The sequence below is a fragment of the Vibrio antiquarius genome, assembly GCF_000024825.1.
Lineage (GTDB): Bacteria > Pseudomonadota > Gammaproteobacteria > Enterobacterales > Vibrionaceae > Vibrio > Vibrio diabolicus.
Map to the genome: position 1 here is coordinate 1,575,904 of NC_013456.1, position 15,284 is coordinate 1,591,187.

Consider the following 15,284-nt stretch of genomic DNA (forward strand, 5'->3'; position numbering starts at 1 on the left):
ACTTGCGTTACAAAAGCCTAAAGAATACTATGGCGAGGATGCATTCACTGCGTTGTAAGGTCTAGGATGACCTAGTGAAACTCTTTGAAATTAATATAGAAGCTGGCAGGAAGTCACTTCATATTACGCTCCTATTATTTCCTATCTGCGTATTTTCTATTTGCAGCTTTCACACTCCGTCTTCCTTGCTACGACCTTAATCGCAAACACAACAAGGAAGAAACATGACTAAAAAACTGCCATTTTCAGTACTTGCAACACTGACCGCTGCCAGTTTTCAACTGAGTGCGGCAGAGCTACCTGCTGATATAGAATGGATTTCAAATAACAATGAACCTCTGTTCGCCTCTGAAGAAGCGGTACGAGGTGGTACTTATCGTACTTACATTCAGAGCTTTCCTCAGACATTACGAAGTGTTGGTCCAGATGCGAACTCCGGTTTGCGCCAATATTTAATGGATGGTTCACCAAAGCTTGCTCAGCGTCATCCAAACACTGGTAAATGGATCCCCCAACTTGCTAAGTCATGGGCATTTGGAGAGGACAACAAAACCGTATTCTTTAAGCTTGATGAAACGGCCGAGTGGTCAGATGGTGAAAAAATTACGGCAGATGATTACGTCTTTATGATGAAGTACTACACGTCAAAAGACATTATCGACCCGTGGTACAACGACTTCTTCACGAACAGCGTTGTTGGTGTTGAAAAAATTGACGACTACACGATCAAAGTCAATCTTGCTGTAGCTCAAAGTCATGACTCGCTCATGGTTATGATTAACATGCCGAGTAATGGTTTTCAGCCTCGTCCGGAACACTTCTTTGAAGGAGAAAAGGACGCAAATAACGATGGCATGCCTGATAACTTTGTCAGAAAGTTCAACTTTAAATCTGAGCCAACTGCGGCGCCTTACTACATTGATAAAGTGAAGAAAGGTAAGAGCGTGACATTCAAACACGTGGGCGAAGATTGGTGGGGGTATAACAACCGCTACTATAAAAACCGTTACAACGTAGAAAAAGTCCGCATTAAGGTGATTCGCGATCCTGATATTGCCATGAAGCACTTTGAGAAAGGCAACTTGGACTACTTTGAGATGGTGCTACCAAGCTTTTGGCATGACAAAACCGATAGTGATGTGTACAAAAAAGGCTATATCCAAAAGTACTGGGGCTTTAACGAAGCACCACAAGGCGCTGGTGGCCTTTGGATGAACACCGCGATGCCGATGTTGGATAACCTAGAAGTTCGCAAAGGCGTTATGGCAGCCACTGACTATGACGGCATGATTGAAAATATCATGCGTGGAGATTATTCACGTAAACCACATGGACTCGGCTTTGGTCATGGCGAATACGATGATCCTAACAATACACCGCCTAAGTTTGATGCCGATGCGGCGGTTAAACATTTCGAAAAAGCGGGCTTTGACAAAGTTGGCGCAGATGGTATTCGTGTCAACGACAAGGGCCAACGCTTGAGCTTTGCTATCACCTATGGATACAACTCTTGGACACCGCGTATTGCGTACTTGAAAGAGCAAGCGAAACTTGCTGGTCTTGAGTTCACGTTAAACTTGGTTGATGGTTCATCTGCGTTTAAATACATTCTTGAGAAAAAGCATCAGTTAGCGTTCTTGAATATGGGTTCTGGTGAGATTCCTGCGTATTGGGAATATCTACACTCGGATAATGCGAATCGACCACAAACGAATGCTCACACCAACTACAGCAGCCCTGAGTTGGACAAGTTGATTGAAGCTTATGACTCTGAGTTTGATCAGGAGAAGCGTTACGATTTATCGCATCAAATCCAAAACTATGTCAGCAAAGCGAATATCATCGTTCCTGGATACATGGTGCCTTATTCTCGAGTTGCACATTGGCGCTGGGTTAAAATTCCTAAAGATGGCATGACAAAAGCGACAGAATGGGTGCTTCATCCAATGGATATTGGTAATTTCTGGATCGATACCAAAGTAAAAGAAGAGACTGAGGAAGCGATGGACGAGGGTAAAACCTTCCCAGAGACAACGGTCATTGATGATCGCTACAAGTTGTAACTCCACAACTTAGCGGTGATAAAAATGAAAGCCCCGGTAATTAAGTTACAGGGGCTTTTTTATTTTTACTTAACTAAGTAGGACGCTTCTAAAAGGTATGTTTTCACATCACCAAGCAAAGAGAAGGCCTTGTCGATGGTTTTAAATCGCTCATCAAGTGAATCACTAGATATTAGTTGGCTGAACGTTTTTACCGAGAAAGCTTCGTTTGCTTTAAAGAACTGGTGCACATTTTCAAGCTGAACTTTATGAATATGCTCCACCTTATTTAGGGCGGTGGTTAAATCGGAAATGTTAATCGACATTGCTACTCAAGAACCTTATCAACAAGACCTCAACATAAGGTCATAGGATGGGGCTTTATATTTTGCCGTAGAGTAGCACCAAAGAACGGATTGCAGTCTGACTAAGATCAATTTGTCTCGCTTGGTTATCTACATCTATTTCGATCGAAAAAACTTCTTGCAGTACAAAAAAGGGAAGCGACTTGCTTCCCTGTAATTAACATCGATCTTAGATTTTTTTGGCAATGTCCGAAGTCAGTTCTTCCAACCCGACGGATAGTGCGTCGACAAGTGCTCCATAGCCTTCGTCCTGTAGAGGCTGAGAGATTTGTATTGGTGCACTCTTTTCTACCTTACCTTCAGCATTAATGAGTAACCATTCCCCCTCAATTTCGATATTGCCTTTGTAGCTACCATTAAATTTATTTAACGTAAGCTGTAGTTTGGCTTCATCATTTTGATCCAACAGGTTGTTCATTTCAGTCGGCCAGTAATGAGTCTGTTTGTGGCGTAGTTCTGTGACGACTCTCTGAGTGATTTGCTCGGAAATACTATGCGCCCATTGATTGTTTCTTGCCTGGATAACTTGAGTCTCAGAGGTTCGGTAAACGATACCACTGTCGTTTAAATAACTTGCCAGTTTTACTGGACGAACAACTAAAGTAGGGCGCTGTGAGATATCAGAAGAGCTCAGCGTCACTGGTTCCGCCTTAGGTAGAAGGTACAAAGCCCCTTTAGTTTCTGGAGCGCTACTGCAACCCGTTAGACCGACAAATAGCGCGATAGACAAAAAGAATACTCGTTTCATTAGTTTTGGCCTTTAACTGGGATTGGGTCACTGATTTCATCTTCTCCAAACACGAGAGAGTTTGGCTTTTCGTTTAGCTGTTTAAGTACGGGTTTAAACTCTGTCATCACGCTTTCTAGTTCTTTGAGCGTGGCTTCCATTTCATTGTACATGGTTGAGTTTGGTCCATAACCATCGAGTGTTTTTTGCAGCTGCTGCAAGCTTTGGCGAATATCTGTTGGGATCTCTTGAGTCTCTTTTTGATTTAAAAGTTTATCAATACTGTCCGCGACACGTTCTGCTGACGCCAACGTCTTTTCCGACGTTTTTAACGTTGAATTGAGAGAGTTAAGCGTTTCTTCCATTGGTAAGCTATTAATCTTATTTAGGAAGTCATTGACTTGGCGCTGGACTTGGGCAAAACCACCACGCATGGTTGGGAAAACATCTAAACCTTCAAATTCACTTGGAACGTACTGATCATCATTAGGGTAAAAGTCTGCATCAATATAAAGCGCGCCAGTTAACAAGTTACCAGTCTTTAAGGTGCCACGGAGACCGCGAGCAAACTCTTCCTTCAACTTTTCTTTGAACATTGATAAAGATTGGGATTCTAAATCTCCGTACACTCGACCGAGCTCAACGCGCACCAAAACTGGAATTTTTTTCGCAGAGAAGTTTTCTTCTGGTGTTGGTAAACGCATCGGTACTCTCGTCACGGTACCGATACGAAGACCGCGGTACTCAACAGGCGCATTCGCTTTTAAGCCACGTACCGATTCATCAAATAACATGACGAACTCAATGTAGTCATCGTACATGCCTTCTCTCAGCTGCTTAATATCATCGTACAAGCGGAAGTTAACCATGTCTTCTGTGAGTAGTTCGCCGGACTCAAGACCTGGAACGGTATCGAAGGTAACGCCACCCGTTAGCATGCTCTCTAGCGAGCCAAACTTAACTTCAAACCCTTCGGCATTGAGCTGTAAATCAACACCAGAATTCAGCCAAAACTTAGTACGAGTGCGCACTAAGCTGTCATAAGGTTTGAAAATAAAGAGTTGATACAGCGCTTTGCGAGTATCAACATCAAAGCTGGTTTTCTCTACACGACCAACAGTAAAGCCTTTATAAATAACCGGGTCACCAACACCTAGTTTGCCAGCTTCGCGGTGTGTTAATACAAGACGTAGGCCTTCTGCATCAGGAGAAGCGACTGGTGGCACATCTAATACCGTAAAGTGATCCTTTTCTACTTTAGATTTACCCGGCTGAAGTTGGATATAAGCGCCAGACAGCAAGGTCTCTAAACCTGAAACACCATCACGGCCAATACGAGGCTTCACCACCCAGAACATGGTATCGTCACGCAGCATGCGTTCTGCATCCTTGTTCATTTGTGCCTTAGCGATGATGTGATCGTAGTTTTCACTGAGAGTGACTTCGGTAATCAGACCGACTTTAACATTCAGTGCTCGGATTTCGGTTTTACCAACCTCAATCCCATCTGCGGTTGGCAGTTGGAGAGTAATTTGTGGGCCTGTACTGTTGATGTATTGGAACAGCATCCACGCTCCCATGGCTAGCGCAAGGATCGGGACAATCCAGATCGCAGAAATCTGCTTTTGCGGTTTTATTTGAGCGGTTACGTTGTTCTCATCACTCATATTTGGCTTTCTCGTTTAAGTTGTCAGAAATCGGCTCCTGCACTTCGTTTTGTGGCAACTGCCACAACAAACGTGAGTCAAATATCATTGCAGAAAGCATGGTGAAAATGACCACTGCCGCGAAAGAGAGTGCAGCAGGGCCTGGATAAATCGCCATTAAGTTTTGCAACTGAACCAGTGCAACTAAGATGGCAACGACAAAGATATCGATCATGGACCAACGACCAATAAATTCAGTTAAGCGGTATATCTTTAAGCGTGAAATACTTTCTTCAGGAGGAAGATATCGCGCTTTTTGCGCATTGTAATACAGCCACGCGAGTGCCAGCATTTTCGCCATTGGAATGAATACGCTAGCAAAGAAAATTACCATCGCAATAGGGTAAGAACCTAAATGCCAAAGCAGTATTACCCCTTCCATGATAGTTGAACCTTCTGAATGTCCAAGGCTTACGGTATACATCATAGGGTAGAGGTTCGCTGGGATATAGAAAATGACTGACGCAAACAAAAGCGCCCAAGCTTTTTGTAAATTATCTGCTGGGTTGTATTTATGAATAGGGCTTTTACAACGAATGCAGTATTGGTGCTTTTTCGCTTCAATTGGGTTGAGTTGGTGACACGTATGGCAACCAATATGGTTGTGGTTATGGTGCGTATCGCCCTCATTTACATCGGGCAGCACGATGGCTGGAATGAAGTGTCCCCAGAGCCAGCTTTTGTCAACCATAGAAATACATTTGACTACCAGTACGGTATAAACGCAGAACGCCCAGAATGAAGTCCCCATTCCAATGTCTGCCAGAGAAGCGATTTTAATTAAGCTGACTAATACGCCAATCAAGAATACATCGACCATCAGCCAGGGTTCGACTCGAAACAGAAGGCGACATAAAACTTTCGCCATTCGTTGCTGTTTTTTGGATGGCGTATGTTTACGCGCTTTTAATGCTTCGAGATGAAGAAAGAGAATGAGACCGACATAGATAGCAGGCAATACGACGACCGTTGCGAGAAGCAACACACCTAAAAGTACATTTTGAAATTCAGCCAGCATTTTGGCTGCATGCAGTAAGGTGATTTCTTGCGATAGCCCTTGCACACTGAACGACATAAAAGGGAAAGAAATGCTTAACACCAACATGATCAAACATGCCGATGAAATGGCGATCACGCTTTGATAGGGTTTAGCATTCACTTTTGTCAGAGAATGCGCGCATCGAGGACATTGAGCTTTTTGCCCTTGATCGATATCGGGAATACGAACAACAAGTCCGCATTCTTCGCATGAAATTAACTGACGGGAATTAGGTTGAATACTCATCGGGTAGGTTTTGGATTCATTTGTCCTAAGAATACTCTTTTTTCATTAGACACGCTTGTTTTGATTCAGGAGTTTACGAGTTTCTTACTTTTGGCATCATAGTATATGGAAGCTCTAAGATATAAACAAAGTCGCGTTTGGCGCATTATTTTACTGCGAAGATTGGTATGTTGGAAGCCGAAAACCACTTAACGTTGCTGGTTTGGAGAGGGTAAGTGAATTGCTTCAGGAGAGTAAAACAACCCTGCTCAGAGAACGTGAGCAGGGAGGTGGGAGCACTGGTATTTAAGATGAACGGTTGTCTTTTACTCGACGGTTCCGCTCTTGAAAGCATTCGATCCGACTTGCTTTCCACTAATTGTTTTTCCGTAATAGCCTTGATGTTGGTGATATCTCTCTGCGTTTGCGGCCACGTTGCCTTTAAATCGAGGATCTTGTGGGCGCTCGTGGCTATTGACGTATGCCGCGACATCCCACGCTTCTTGTTTGCTTAACTGGACACTTTTCCCAAGCGGCATGTTTTCGTAAATAAAATAGGCCGCGGTGTTAATACGGTGCATACCTGCACCCCAGTTATACGCATATTCGCCCCAAAGTGGTGGAATGTAAGAATGGCCGTCGGTGCCTTTTATGCCTGAACCGTCGGCGCGATGGCAAGTTTCGCAGTTCTTTTCGTAGACTAATGCCCCTCGCTCTGGTGATGGTTCTTGCTCAGGGGCGGCGATTTTTGGGTAGCCACGTCCAGAGAGATTACCTCGTTCTTCAATTGGTAATGCTTGCGCGATGGCTTCTGGCAGCGGGAAGTCTTTTGCTTTTCCACCAACTTGCAACGCTTTTGCGTCTAGCTCCGGAATTGGTTCATCCGTCATACCATGTTTGTCGAGCAAGCCGCCCATCGCCAACCAGTAGGCGTAAGCGCTGAGGGCAACAATTTCGGGTGAGTCGTAAGCGGGGGCTTTGCCGTTCATGGAGTATTCGAAGCAACCTTGAATACGGTCTGCGTAGCTGTTTACGCGATCGTTTTTCTTGCGATAAGCCGGGTAGGCCATGTAAGCCGCCCACAGCGGTGCTGCATTGGCTTTTCGTCCTGCTTCCATATGGCAATTCACACAGTTTTGTTCGTTACCAACGTATTTTCCGCGCATTTGTTGCGAGTTAACAAATAGGGAATAACCATGTTTTACTTGCTCACCAAATGCGGTGTTTGGAATTTTGCTGAGATCACGCGGTTTTAAGTATTCACCGTGATTTTCTTTTTCTATCGCAGGTAGCTCTTTCTGGCGGTCCGGTAACAGATCGTTAGCTAATACGAGCGTAGAAATGAAAGGCAGTGCGAACAAAGAATAGAAACGTTTCATGACTGCTCCTAATAACGTAATGAGGCAAAGTAGTAGGAAAGGTTTTCAATCTCTTCGTCAGTGAGATTTTTCGCGATAGTACCCATCATATTGAGCGGGTCACCACTGCGAGTGCCGTTTTTCCATGCCATTAATTGCGTTTTTAAGTAATCAGCATGTTGGCTTGCGAGGCGAGGAAATTTGTCGACGCCCATTCCGCTGGCTCCATGACAAGTCGCGCAAGCTGGAATGTTTCTATCCCAATCGCCTTGAAAGATCAGTTTACGATACGGGTTACGAATGTCGGCTTGGTCGCCGCGTTGCTCTGGGTTAGTGAACTCGTAGCTTGGAAGGTTAGCAAAGTAATCCATGACTTCTTTACGAACGGCAGGATCGCTAAGCTCCTTCGCCATGCCTTGCATGACCACATTTTGGCGTTCACCACTAAGGAATAGTTCGATTTGAGTGTTGAGATAATTCGCGTTTAAACCAGCGATCATCGGAGCGATATTTGGCTGTCCCATGCCATCTTGGCCGTGACAACCGCTACATACGCTGGCTTTTTCCGGAATAGACGAGGCGCTTGCGCCCATAGTGGTGGCTAGCAAATAGGCTGTCACCACTGGAAGAATCTTTGACATGCTGACTCACTTTAATTCTTATTAATATGTCCAAGTGCTACTTGGTAGTCACTGGGACGATATTGTCGGCCTTGTCAATAAGGAAAGGTATTGTGGATTTCCACATATTTAGAGGATGTGAAGAGCTGCTAAATGGCAGCTCTTATAAGGTAGAGGCATTTTAACTTGCAGCGTTACGCCTTGCGTATTTTGGCGGGTAATGATTGGCGAGCCGCGGCTCCTACCACCCAGTCTAACAACACGCCTTTCCCTTCTCGGGTTGGGTCAATTAATCCGATGTCGTTAATGTTGACACCATCTTGGCTGCGAGTTTTTACTGGTTGCTGTTTATCGCCGATCCAGTGCGAGCGTTGTCCTAGCTCGGTATGACCAAACCCATGTTCAAATCCGAGTGTGCCAGGGCGAATTCCACTGACTATCATCGCAAGTGCTTTGGTGCTTGCAGATGGAGTTTCGATAACAAACTCATCTCCCGTTTTAATGCCTGCGCGCTCGGCATCGATTGGATGGATGTACACAGGGTTTACGCCTTTGATCGAGTTCAACCTTGGCGATAGGTTGGATACCGCACTGTGAATGTTGGATTTAAAGTTCGTCAGGCTGAATGGCCATTCTGAGCTTGGGAACTCTTCTTCCATTGGTGTGCCATCGGCCAGCTTTTGTGGATGCCATGTTGGGCAACCGGTGTAGAAATCACCGGTCATGGTGTTTCTTGCGCTGCCGACACGTTCATTCCATATCGCAACTGGTCGTGTCCATTTATGCTTCATCTGCTGACCTTGATACGCTTCGCTGGCATTTTCAAAGCGTCCACCGCGAGCAAAAATAAACGCCACACGTTTCATCTCATCTGCTGTCAGCGTCTTCTGCATGGCTGGCATTAAACGCTCTAGGCCGGACCACGCAATGTCTTCTGCCGAAACTTCAGGCACGCCGCCTTTCACATAAGCCAAGTTTGCCGCAGAGCGTAAGTAGAAATCTTCGGCGCTGTGGAGAGCGTGCCAGTTGCCTTGCGCATCTTGAATTGCATTGTCACCAAAACCGCCCAGCTGCATTTTCTTAGCAACATCAATCAGAAAGTTCTCTAAGCAAATCGAGCGACCGTCGGCGGTTTTCTCTGTTCGCGCTTCCACTATCGGCCAACGAGCGGTAACGGTTTTCACCGGAACATCGTGCCAAGGCGTTGCCATGCCCCAGCTTTCGTAAGTCACGGTGTCTGGCACAATGTAATCCGACAACGCGGTGGTTTCGTTAATGAATGCATCAACAGACACAATCAAACCGAGCTGCTTTGGATCTTTAAGCTTGTCTTCCAGTAGTGTTTTCAAACCGGGTACACCATACATCGGGTTCGCCATGTGGTTGATCCACGCTTTAACGCGATATGGATAACCATCAATAGCCGCAGATAGGTGTTCTGTCAGCAGTGGCGCTGCAAACGGATACCAAGGTGCGCGAGTTGGGTAAGGGGATTTTCCTGCCTCAACGCGACGTTTGTATTCGCTGGTTTTGTGGTATGGGAATTTACTGCGCGATAAAAAGACGCCTTTCGGGCCGACTTTGCCAGCAAACTTGGTGAAGTCGTAACGAGGACCCGCAGCGGAAGTTGGGTAGCCACCCGCTTTGGCCATCGCGCCGCCTTTCATATTGATATTACCAATCAACGCATTGAGCATCATGATGGTAAACGAGTTATAGAACCCATTGGTGTGCATGTTGCCACCGTGGGTATCGACCACCGCTTTCGTACCATAGCTGGTGAATCGTTTCGCTAGTTCTGCGATTTGCTCAACAGGGATCTCACACTGTTGGCTGTAGAACGCAAGGCTGTATTTAAACGTCTCTTCTTTGAGCCTTTGCAGGGAAGATTTTACTCGTACTTCGCCTGATGCAAGCGAAACCGTCTTATCGACAAACAGTGCCGCTTCCTCAGCTTGGGTATGAACACCAAATTCGCCGCTTTGATCATCCACGATGACGTACGGGTCGGAGTCAGACAACGCATCGCCCTCGAATGGCAGATTCAGATCCGATGCGCGTAAAAACGTGCCGTTTCTCGGGTGCTGCTCATCGCTTATCACGAGATGCGTAGCATTACACCAGTGCGCGGTGCCTGCTCGCTTCATCGCGTTTGCCCCCGGCTGCGCTAAGAAGGTTTTGTTGTAGCGTTGGTTTTCGATAATCCATTGGATCATGCCAAGCACGAGGGCAGAGTCGGTGCCCGGTTTGATTGGTACCCAGCGGTTGTTGTCACCGGCAGCCAAGCTCGATGAACCCGCAGGCAAACTTGGCGTGATGATGGTGTATTCCAAGCTACCTTCTGTTCGCGCATTGGCGAGTTGGCGCGCCTGACGCTTAAAAGGGTTGCCAGCTTGAGCTGGCGACATACCGATGAAGATGATGTATTCCGCATTATCAAAGTCTGGTTTTAAGTGTGCGTTCTTATCTAAATCGTTCATAAATGCGCCACTACCAGCACGAAATGCGTAGCCGCAGTAAGAGCCATGATGCCCAAAGTTACGTGTACCATAACTATTGAACGCGAAGCGTTTGAAAATGTCGTCTCGGCCTTCGTTACCGGCATTGGTCATTAGCAGTTGGTTGGCTCTCGGGCCATATTCTGGGCTTTCAGGATCAACAGGCGTTGTTAAATCGCGAATTGCGCGTAGGCCATCAACATGACCTTCACCAAATAAATCTCCGCCTTCTACGACTTCTTCTATCAATTGTTCGTAGCTGATCGGAATCCATTTTCCTTCGCCGCGTTTGCCAACTCGTTTCAGGGGCTGAGTAATGCGGTACGGGCTGTTGCGAATTTCTAGCATCCCGTTTCCACGTGCGCAGGCGGTGGAGCGACCTTCAAGGCCCGCTTCTCCTGCCAAACTTAAATAAGCATCTTTGACTGGCGTTTCGAACGGAATGTGTTGCTGATGAGAGAGTGGGTGATATGGGTTGCCAGTAATACGCAAAATCTCGTCGTTGCGGTTATCAATGCGTACACGCAACCCGCACAGTGACCAACAACCAAAGCACATGGATGGCGCAACGCGCTGATTTGGATTCGGGATCAGGTTGCCTTTGTTGTTGACCGTGTATTCTGGTTCAAGCGAGTTACCGTGGTGAATATCACGCGTTTTTTCTCCTGCAGTGCCTTCGAGCGCACCCTCGAGCATGTGTTTGGTGGTGGTGGCGTAACCTGCAGCGAATGCGCCAAGCCCACCCACTGCAATGCCTGATTTCAAAAACTGACGGCGTTTGTTATCCATAATGAAATCCTCTTTGATTAGCGTTCAGTTAAGGTGAGTGATGATGCTTTTGCTTCTATATTTGGTTTTGGTTGAACCAGCTCTGATCCGAGCAATGCCAGTGCAAGCCATAATCCGAGCATGCCGATAATGCCTATCCAGCCATTTCCATCCATAGTGAGTTGGTATGGATACAGCCCTGCATCGAACTTGGCGATGGTTTGTACTTCCATGATGGTAAACCAGCGAATCAGCCACGCACTTGCCAACGTGATCAACGACAGACAAAACGTGCCCATGACACGATGCATACGAGACGTTGTTGACGATTTGGCGTTTCTCATCGTCATAAGCGCGAAGATGATGCTGCCTAAAATAACCAAAGTGAGCAGAGCTATATTTTGTATCCATTGCGCGCTGGAATAGAGCGAAAATGCGGAATTGTTGGATGCCCAAATGGGTAGCAGTATCAGCGTTAATACACCGCTGGTAACCACCGATTTTTTTAGTAAATTAGTATCGCCAGATGTTAGCGTCTTTGACTGACTAGGCAGCAAGAGCCAAATCAGCAGAGAGAAGCCAACCGCGCCCATAAAAGCAGTAACAAACCAAAGAATCGGTGACGCGGGTTGGTGCCATAACGAGCGTGATTTTACGACCGCAATTTCAGCGCCTGTGTAGACAGCGATGGTGATGCCTGATAGTACCGTGATGGCGGACACCATAAGCATCGCTCTACGAGAGAGCACCCATTCACCCAGTGACAGCTTTGAAATTAGAGGCAGTACTTTCCCTGGCTGATTACGTAAGTTGATCAGATCCTGGCGGAGATACAGCCATGCAGTCACTACCGCTAAACCTGAGAAAACAGGCAAGAAAAGCGACCCTAAAGACATCCATGACCACGGCGTGATGTGCGCGTAAAAATGCCATGCGCGCCCCGGTTGGTGTAAATCACCAGTTAACGCTAATGGCCCCACGATGGCGCCGATGGCCAGCGTCAGCACAAGCGCAGCGCGCAGTCTGTGGCTGGTGTGTTTTTCAAATAATAGGGCGATTAGGAATAAAATAGCGGCAGCATAAGCCGAACCGATGTAGAAGAAATACTGTACCGCCCACGGGAGCCAAGCCATCGCTTGAGGTTGGACTAACACTTCGGTGATGTTCATGCGTGCTCTCCTTGTGGGTCATAAATAGCTGGCTGCCCGTCGATATGGCTGGTGAAGCGTTCATCCATGCCGATGTAAAACACGTGTGGCTTGGTCTCTTCATTGGGTTTTAGCACTTTGATGTCGTCTTGGTGCTTCGCAATTAAGCGGCGGACTTCACTTGATGGATCATTCAAATCACCAATTACACGTGCACCGCCAACACAGGTTTCCACGCAGGCAGGCAATAGACCTTGTTCTAGACGGTGAGCACAGAAGGTACATTTATCTGCGGTGAGGGTGTCCTCATTGATAAAACGCGCATCGTAAGGGCAGGCTTGTACGCAATACGCGCAGGCGACACAGCGACTGTTATCCACCATGACGATGCCATCTTCGCGCTGAAAGGTCGCTTGAACCGGACACACAGCCACGCAGGGTGGGTTTTCGCAGTGGTTACAAAGGCGAGGCAGCATAAAGGCTTTCGCTTCTCGTGTGGTTGTAGAGCCATCATCCAGCGTGACTTCGTACTGCTTTACTGTGGTTCGGAACTGACCGATAGGTGCTTGGTTTTCAATGCTGCAACCCACGGTGCAAGCCTGGCATCCGACGCACTTTCGTAAATCCACCACCATGGCATAACGTTTCCCCACTTGTCCTTTTCGATCGGCGGACTGGTTATTGCGAATAATGTTTCCCGCGGTTGCCGTGCCAATACCCGCGACTGGAATTAACGCGGCTCCAGCTGTGACCGCGCTGAGAAAGCGACGTTTGGTGGAATCCATAACTCACCTGCTTTTTTGTTGTATTTGAATTGACTGATTCCATTGTGAGAAATGCACCGCGAGGCTTATATTGTGGATTTCCACATACCCAGATCAAACTTGATCTAAAACAAATGTGGTTTAGGGAAGGTAGCTGTTATTCTTGCTTCATTATTTTCGAAGGAACGATTCGACTCATCATGAACAAAACTCCACGGTTGCTTCAGTTTTGGATTGTTTGCTTGGTTGTCTTGGCATCTTTAGCTCAGGGGGCTGTTTCTGAACAAGAAATGCAACAGCAAAAGGCAGTGCAGCCAGAGGCCAAGCAGAAAGTCGAAGTGGGCGTGTTAGCGATACGTGGTCACCTTTATGCCGAGCAGAGATGGCAACCGACCATCGATTGGCTCAACCAGCAAATCTCGGATGTGTACTTTGAACTGCACCCGCTCAATTTGGACGAAATGGGGGAGGCGGTGAAGTTTCAGACCATGGACTTCATCTTAACCAACCCAGGTCAGGCTGTGCGTTTGGGCAGACAATATGCGCTGTCATGGATGGCAACATTGACGGGGCGCGCACCGCAAAACTCGAACTATAGCATTGGTTCTGCGCTAGTGGTTCGGGCAAATTCGCCATACCAAACATTAAAAGATGTTTCTGGATTCCCTGTCGCGGCAGTGTCCGAAAAAGCGTTTGGTGGTTATCTGACACTGCGCTATCAAATCGTGGAAATGGGACTCGATCCGAATGACTTTTTTGCGGATGTTCGCTATCTCGGTTTCCCAATTGATGCCAATCTCTACCAATTACGTGACGGCAATGTTGAAGCCGCTGTCGTGCCTGCTTGTCTACTGGAACAGATGCAAAATGAAGGTCTGTTACAGCACGGTGATTTTCGAGTCTTAAACCAACAGCCAAATGAACATTCTTCGTGTGCTGTTTCTACGCCGTTATATCCAAACTGGTCGTTTGCCAAAACAGAACGCGGCTCGTCTCTTCTGGCGAAAAAAATCGCGCAAGTCTTGCTTGCTATGCCACCAGAGCACCCCGCTATTATTGCCGCTGGCGCGTCAGGCTGGACATCGCCCGTTAGCTTGTTGAGCATCGATAAACTCTATCAGGCGTTGGATTTACATCCATTGCAGCAACCTTGGTGGAGTGAGGCGCTGCGCTGGTTGCGCAGTCATCAAGAATGGGCATGGGCACTGTTCATGTTTGTGATTGTATTGAACGCGTACCATTTTTGGCTTGAGTATCGTTTTAGCAAAAGCAAACAAGCATTAGAGCTGACATCGCTAAGGCTGAAAGAGAAAAGCGAGCAGTTAGAACATTCACAAAGAGTGGCGATTGTCGGGGAAATTGGCAGCAGTCTGGCTCATGAATTAAATCAACCGCTGGCAGCCATTCGTAATTACAGTGAAGGTGGGTTGCTGCGTCTTGCAAAGAAGCGTCCGCATGAAGATATTGTGCCTGTGCTAGAGAAAATACAGGGGCAAGTGGAACGAGCCGATGCAATTATTCAGCGCTTAAGAACGTTGATCCGCAAGCGTAGTGTCGACAAAGCGCCGTGCGATCTTCAGGTACTCATTGATGACACGATTGAGTTGCTCCATTTTCGAATGCAGAAGCAGAACGTCGCCATTGTGACCAGCGTTGAAGGAGATATGCGTCCACTGTTGGCAGACTCCGTGGGCGTTCAGCAGGTTTTGGTTAATGTGATCAACAACGCCATTGATGCGTGTGCTTTGTTTCAGGAGAAATACCACTCGTCGGGCTACCAAGGTAAAATTGCCCTGCATTGTGACTACCAAGCTAACCAGCTTTCTATTCGCATATTGGATAACGGCACTGGGTTACAGCAAGATAATCCGACCCAAGCTTTTGTGAGCTCTAAAGCAGAAGGACTTGGGCTGGGGCTTGCGATTTGTCGCGACGTAATGGAAATGCACGGCGGCGAGTTTCTCATTGCTTCGACCACGCCGCACGGCTGTTTGGTTGAGCTTGTGTTTCCTTATCAAAACTAA

11 protein-coding genes are annotated in these 15,284 nt (G+C 46.9%); 2 read left to right on the plus strand and 9 right to left on the minus strand.

What is annotated here, in order from left to right; genetic code table 11:
• The first annotated feature begins 224 nt into the window (after positions 1–224).
• Positions 225–2,063 (plus strand): extracellular solute-binding protein, encoded by a 1,839-nt coding sequence (locus VEA_RS07435; RefSeq protein WP_006742667.1) that lies wholly within the window; start codon positions 225–227, stop codon positions 2,061–2,063.
• 65 nt (positions 2,064–2,128) lie between these two features.
• Here the strand turns inward: VEA_RS07435 and VEA_RS07440 are convergent, their stop codons facing one another.
• The 9 genes from VEA_RS07440 to dsrO form a co-directional block, all read right to left on the minus strand.
• The gene (locus VEA_RS07440; protein ID WP_005397103.1) at positions 2,129–2,368 is read right to left on the minus strand and encodes a hypothetical protein; all 240 of its coding nucleotides are present in this window, start codon (positions 2,366–2,368) and stop codon (positions 2,129–2,131) included.
• A 208-nt stretch (positions 2,369–2,576) separates the two neighbouring features.
• Positions 2,577–3,155 carry a PqiC family protein gene (locus VEA_RS07445; RefSeq protein ID WP_012841598.1) on the minus strand — a complete coding sequence of 193 codons (579 nt, stop codon included), beginning with the start codon at positions 3,153–3,155 and terminating at the stop codon, positions 2,577–2,579.
• On the minus strand, positions 3,155–4,801 hold the full coding sequence (pqiB, locus tag VEA_RS07450) for an intermembrane transport protein PqiB (protein ID WP_006742666.1): 1,647 nt from the start codon (positions 4,799–4,801) through the stop codon (positions 3,155–3,157). Before pqiB ends, VEA_RS07445 begins: the two co-directional genes overlap by 1 nt.
• Complete coding sequence (locus VEA_RS07455) at positions 4,794–6,125, minus strand: paraquat-inducible protein A (protein WP_006742665.1); 1,332 nt, start codon at positions 6,123–6,125, stop codon at positions 4,794–4,796. The genes pqiB and VEA_RS07455 overlap by 8 nt, the downstream gene beginning before the upstream one ends.
• 305 nt (positions 6,126–6,430) lie before the next feature.
• Positions 6,431–7,483, minus strand: coding sequence for a c-type cytochrome (locus tag VEA_RS07460; protein WP_006742664.1), 1,053 nt, complete (start codon positions 7,481–7,483; stop codon positions 6,431–6,433).
• Between the two features lie 8 nt (positions 7,484–7,491).
• Positions 7,492–8,055, minus strand: coding sequence for a c-type cytochrome (locus VEA_RS07465; protein ID WP_180766580.1), 564 nt, complete (start codon positions 8,053–8,055; stop codon positions 7,492–7,494).
• Positions 8,056–8,276: 221 nt separating this feature from the next.
• Entirely contained in the window at positions 8,277–11,369 is a 3,093-nt protein-coding gene (locus VEA_RS07470; RefSeq protein ID WP_006742663.1) for a tetrathionate reductase subunit A, read from the minus strand.
• A gap of 17 nt (positions 11,370–11,386) precedes the next feature.
• Positions 11,387–12,517: an NrfD/PsrC family molybdoenzyme membrane anchor subunit gene (gene nrfD / locus VEA_RS07475; protein WP_006742662.1), complete on the minus strand. Its 1,131-nt coding sequence runs from the start codon at positions 12,515–12,517 to the stop codon at positions 11,387–11,389.
• Positions 12,514–13,281, minus strand: coding sequence for a sulfate reduction electron transfer complex DsrMKJOP subunit DsrO (gene dsrO / locus VEA_RS07480; RefSeq protein ID WP_006742661.1), 768 nt, complete (start codon positions 13,279–13,281; stop codon positions 12,514–12,516). The genes nrfD and dsrO overlap by 4 nt, the downstream gene beginning before the upstream one ends.
• A gap of 179 nt (positions 13,282–13,460) precedes the next feature.
• Here dsrO and VEA_RS07485 point away from each other — a divergent pair, with 179 nt between their 5' ends.
• On the plus strand, positions 13,461–15,284 hold the full coding sequence (locus tag VEA_RS07485; protein ID WP_012841601.1) for a sensor histidine kinase: 1,824 nt from the start codon (positions 13,461–13,463) through the stop codon (positions 15,282–15,284).

Excerpts from the sequence above, each read along its gene's own strand:
- VEA_RS07485 (WP_012841601.1), top strand. The coding sequence starts at position 13,461 with ATGAACAAAACTCCACGGTTGCTTCAGTTTTGGATTGTTTGCTTGGTT.
- VEA_RS07460 (WP_006742664.1), bottom strand. The coding sequence starts at position 7,483 with ATGAAACGTTTCTATTCTTTGTTCGCACTGCCTTTCATTTCTACGCTC.
- VEA_RS07455 (WP_006742665.1), bottom strand. The coding sequence starts at position 6,125 with ATGAGTATTCAACCTAATTCCCGTCAGTTAATTTCATGCGAAGAATGC.
- VEA_RS07440 (WP_005397103.1), bottom strand. The coding sequence starts at position 2,368 with ATGTCGATTAACATTTCCGATTTAACCACCGCCCTAAATAAGGTGGAG.
- dsrO (WP_006742661.1), bottom strand. The coding sequence starts at position 13,281 with ATGGATTCCACCAAACGTCGCTTTCTCAGCGCGGTCACAGCTGGAGCC.
- VEA_RS07465 (WP_180766580.1), bottom strand. The coding sequence starts at position 8,055 with ATGGGCGCAAGCGCCTCGTCTATTCCGGAAAAAGCCAGCGTATGTAGC.
- VEA_RS07470 (WP_006742663.1), bottom strand. The coding sequence starts at position 11,369 with ATGGATAACAAACGCCGTCAGTTTTTGAAATCAGGCATTGCAGTGGGT.
- pqiB (WP_006742666.1), bottom strand. The coding sequence starts at position 4,801 with ATGAGTGATGAGAACAACGTAACCGCTCAAATAAAACCGCAAAAGCAG.
- VEA_RS07445 (WP_012841598.1), bottom strand. The coding sequence starts at position 3,155 with ATGAAACGAGTATTCTTTTTGTCTATCGCGCTATTTGTCGGTCTAACG.
- VEA_RS07435 (WP_006742667.1), top strand. The coding sequence starts at position 225 with ATGACTAAAAAACTGCCATTTTCAGTACTTGCAACACTGACCGCTGCC.
- nrfD (WP_006742662.1), bottom strand. The coding sequence starts at position 12,517 with ATGAACATCACCGAAGTGTTAGTCCAACCTCAAGCGATGGCTTGGCTC.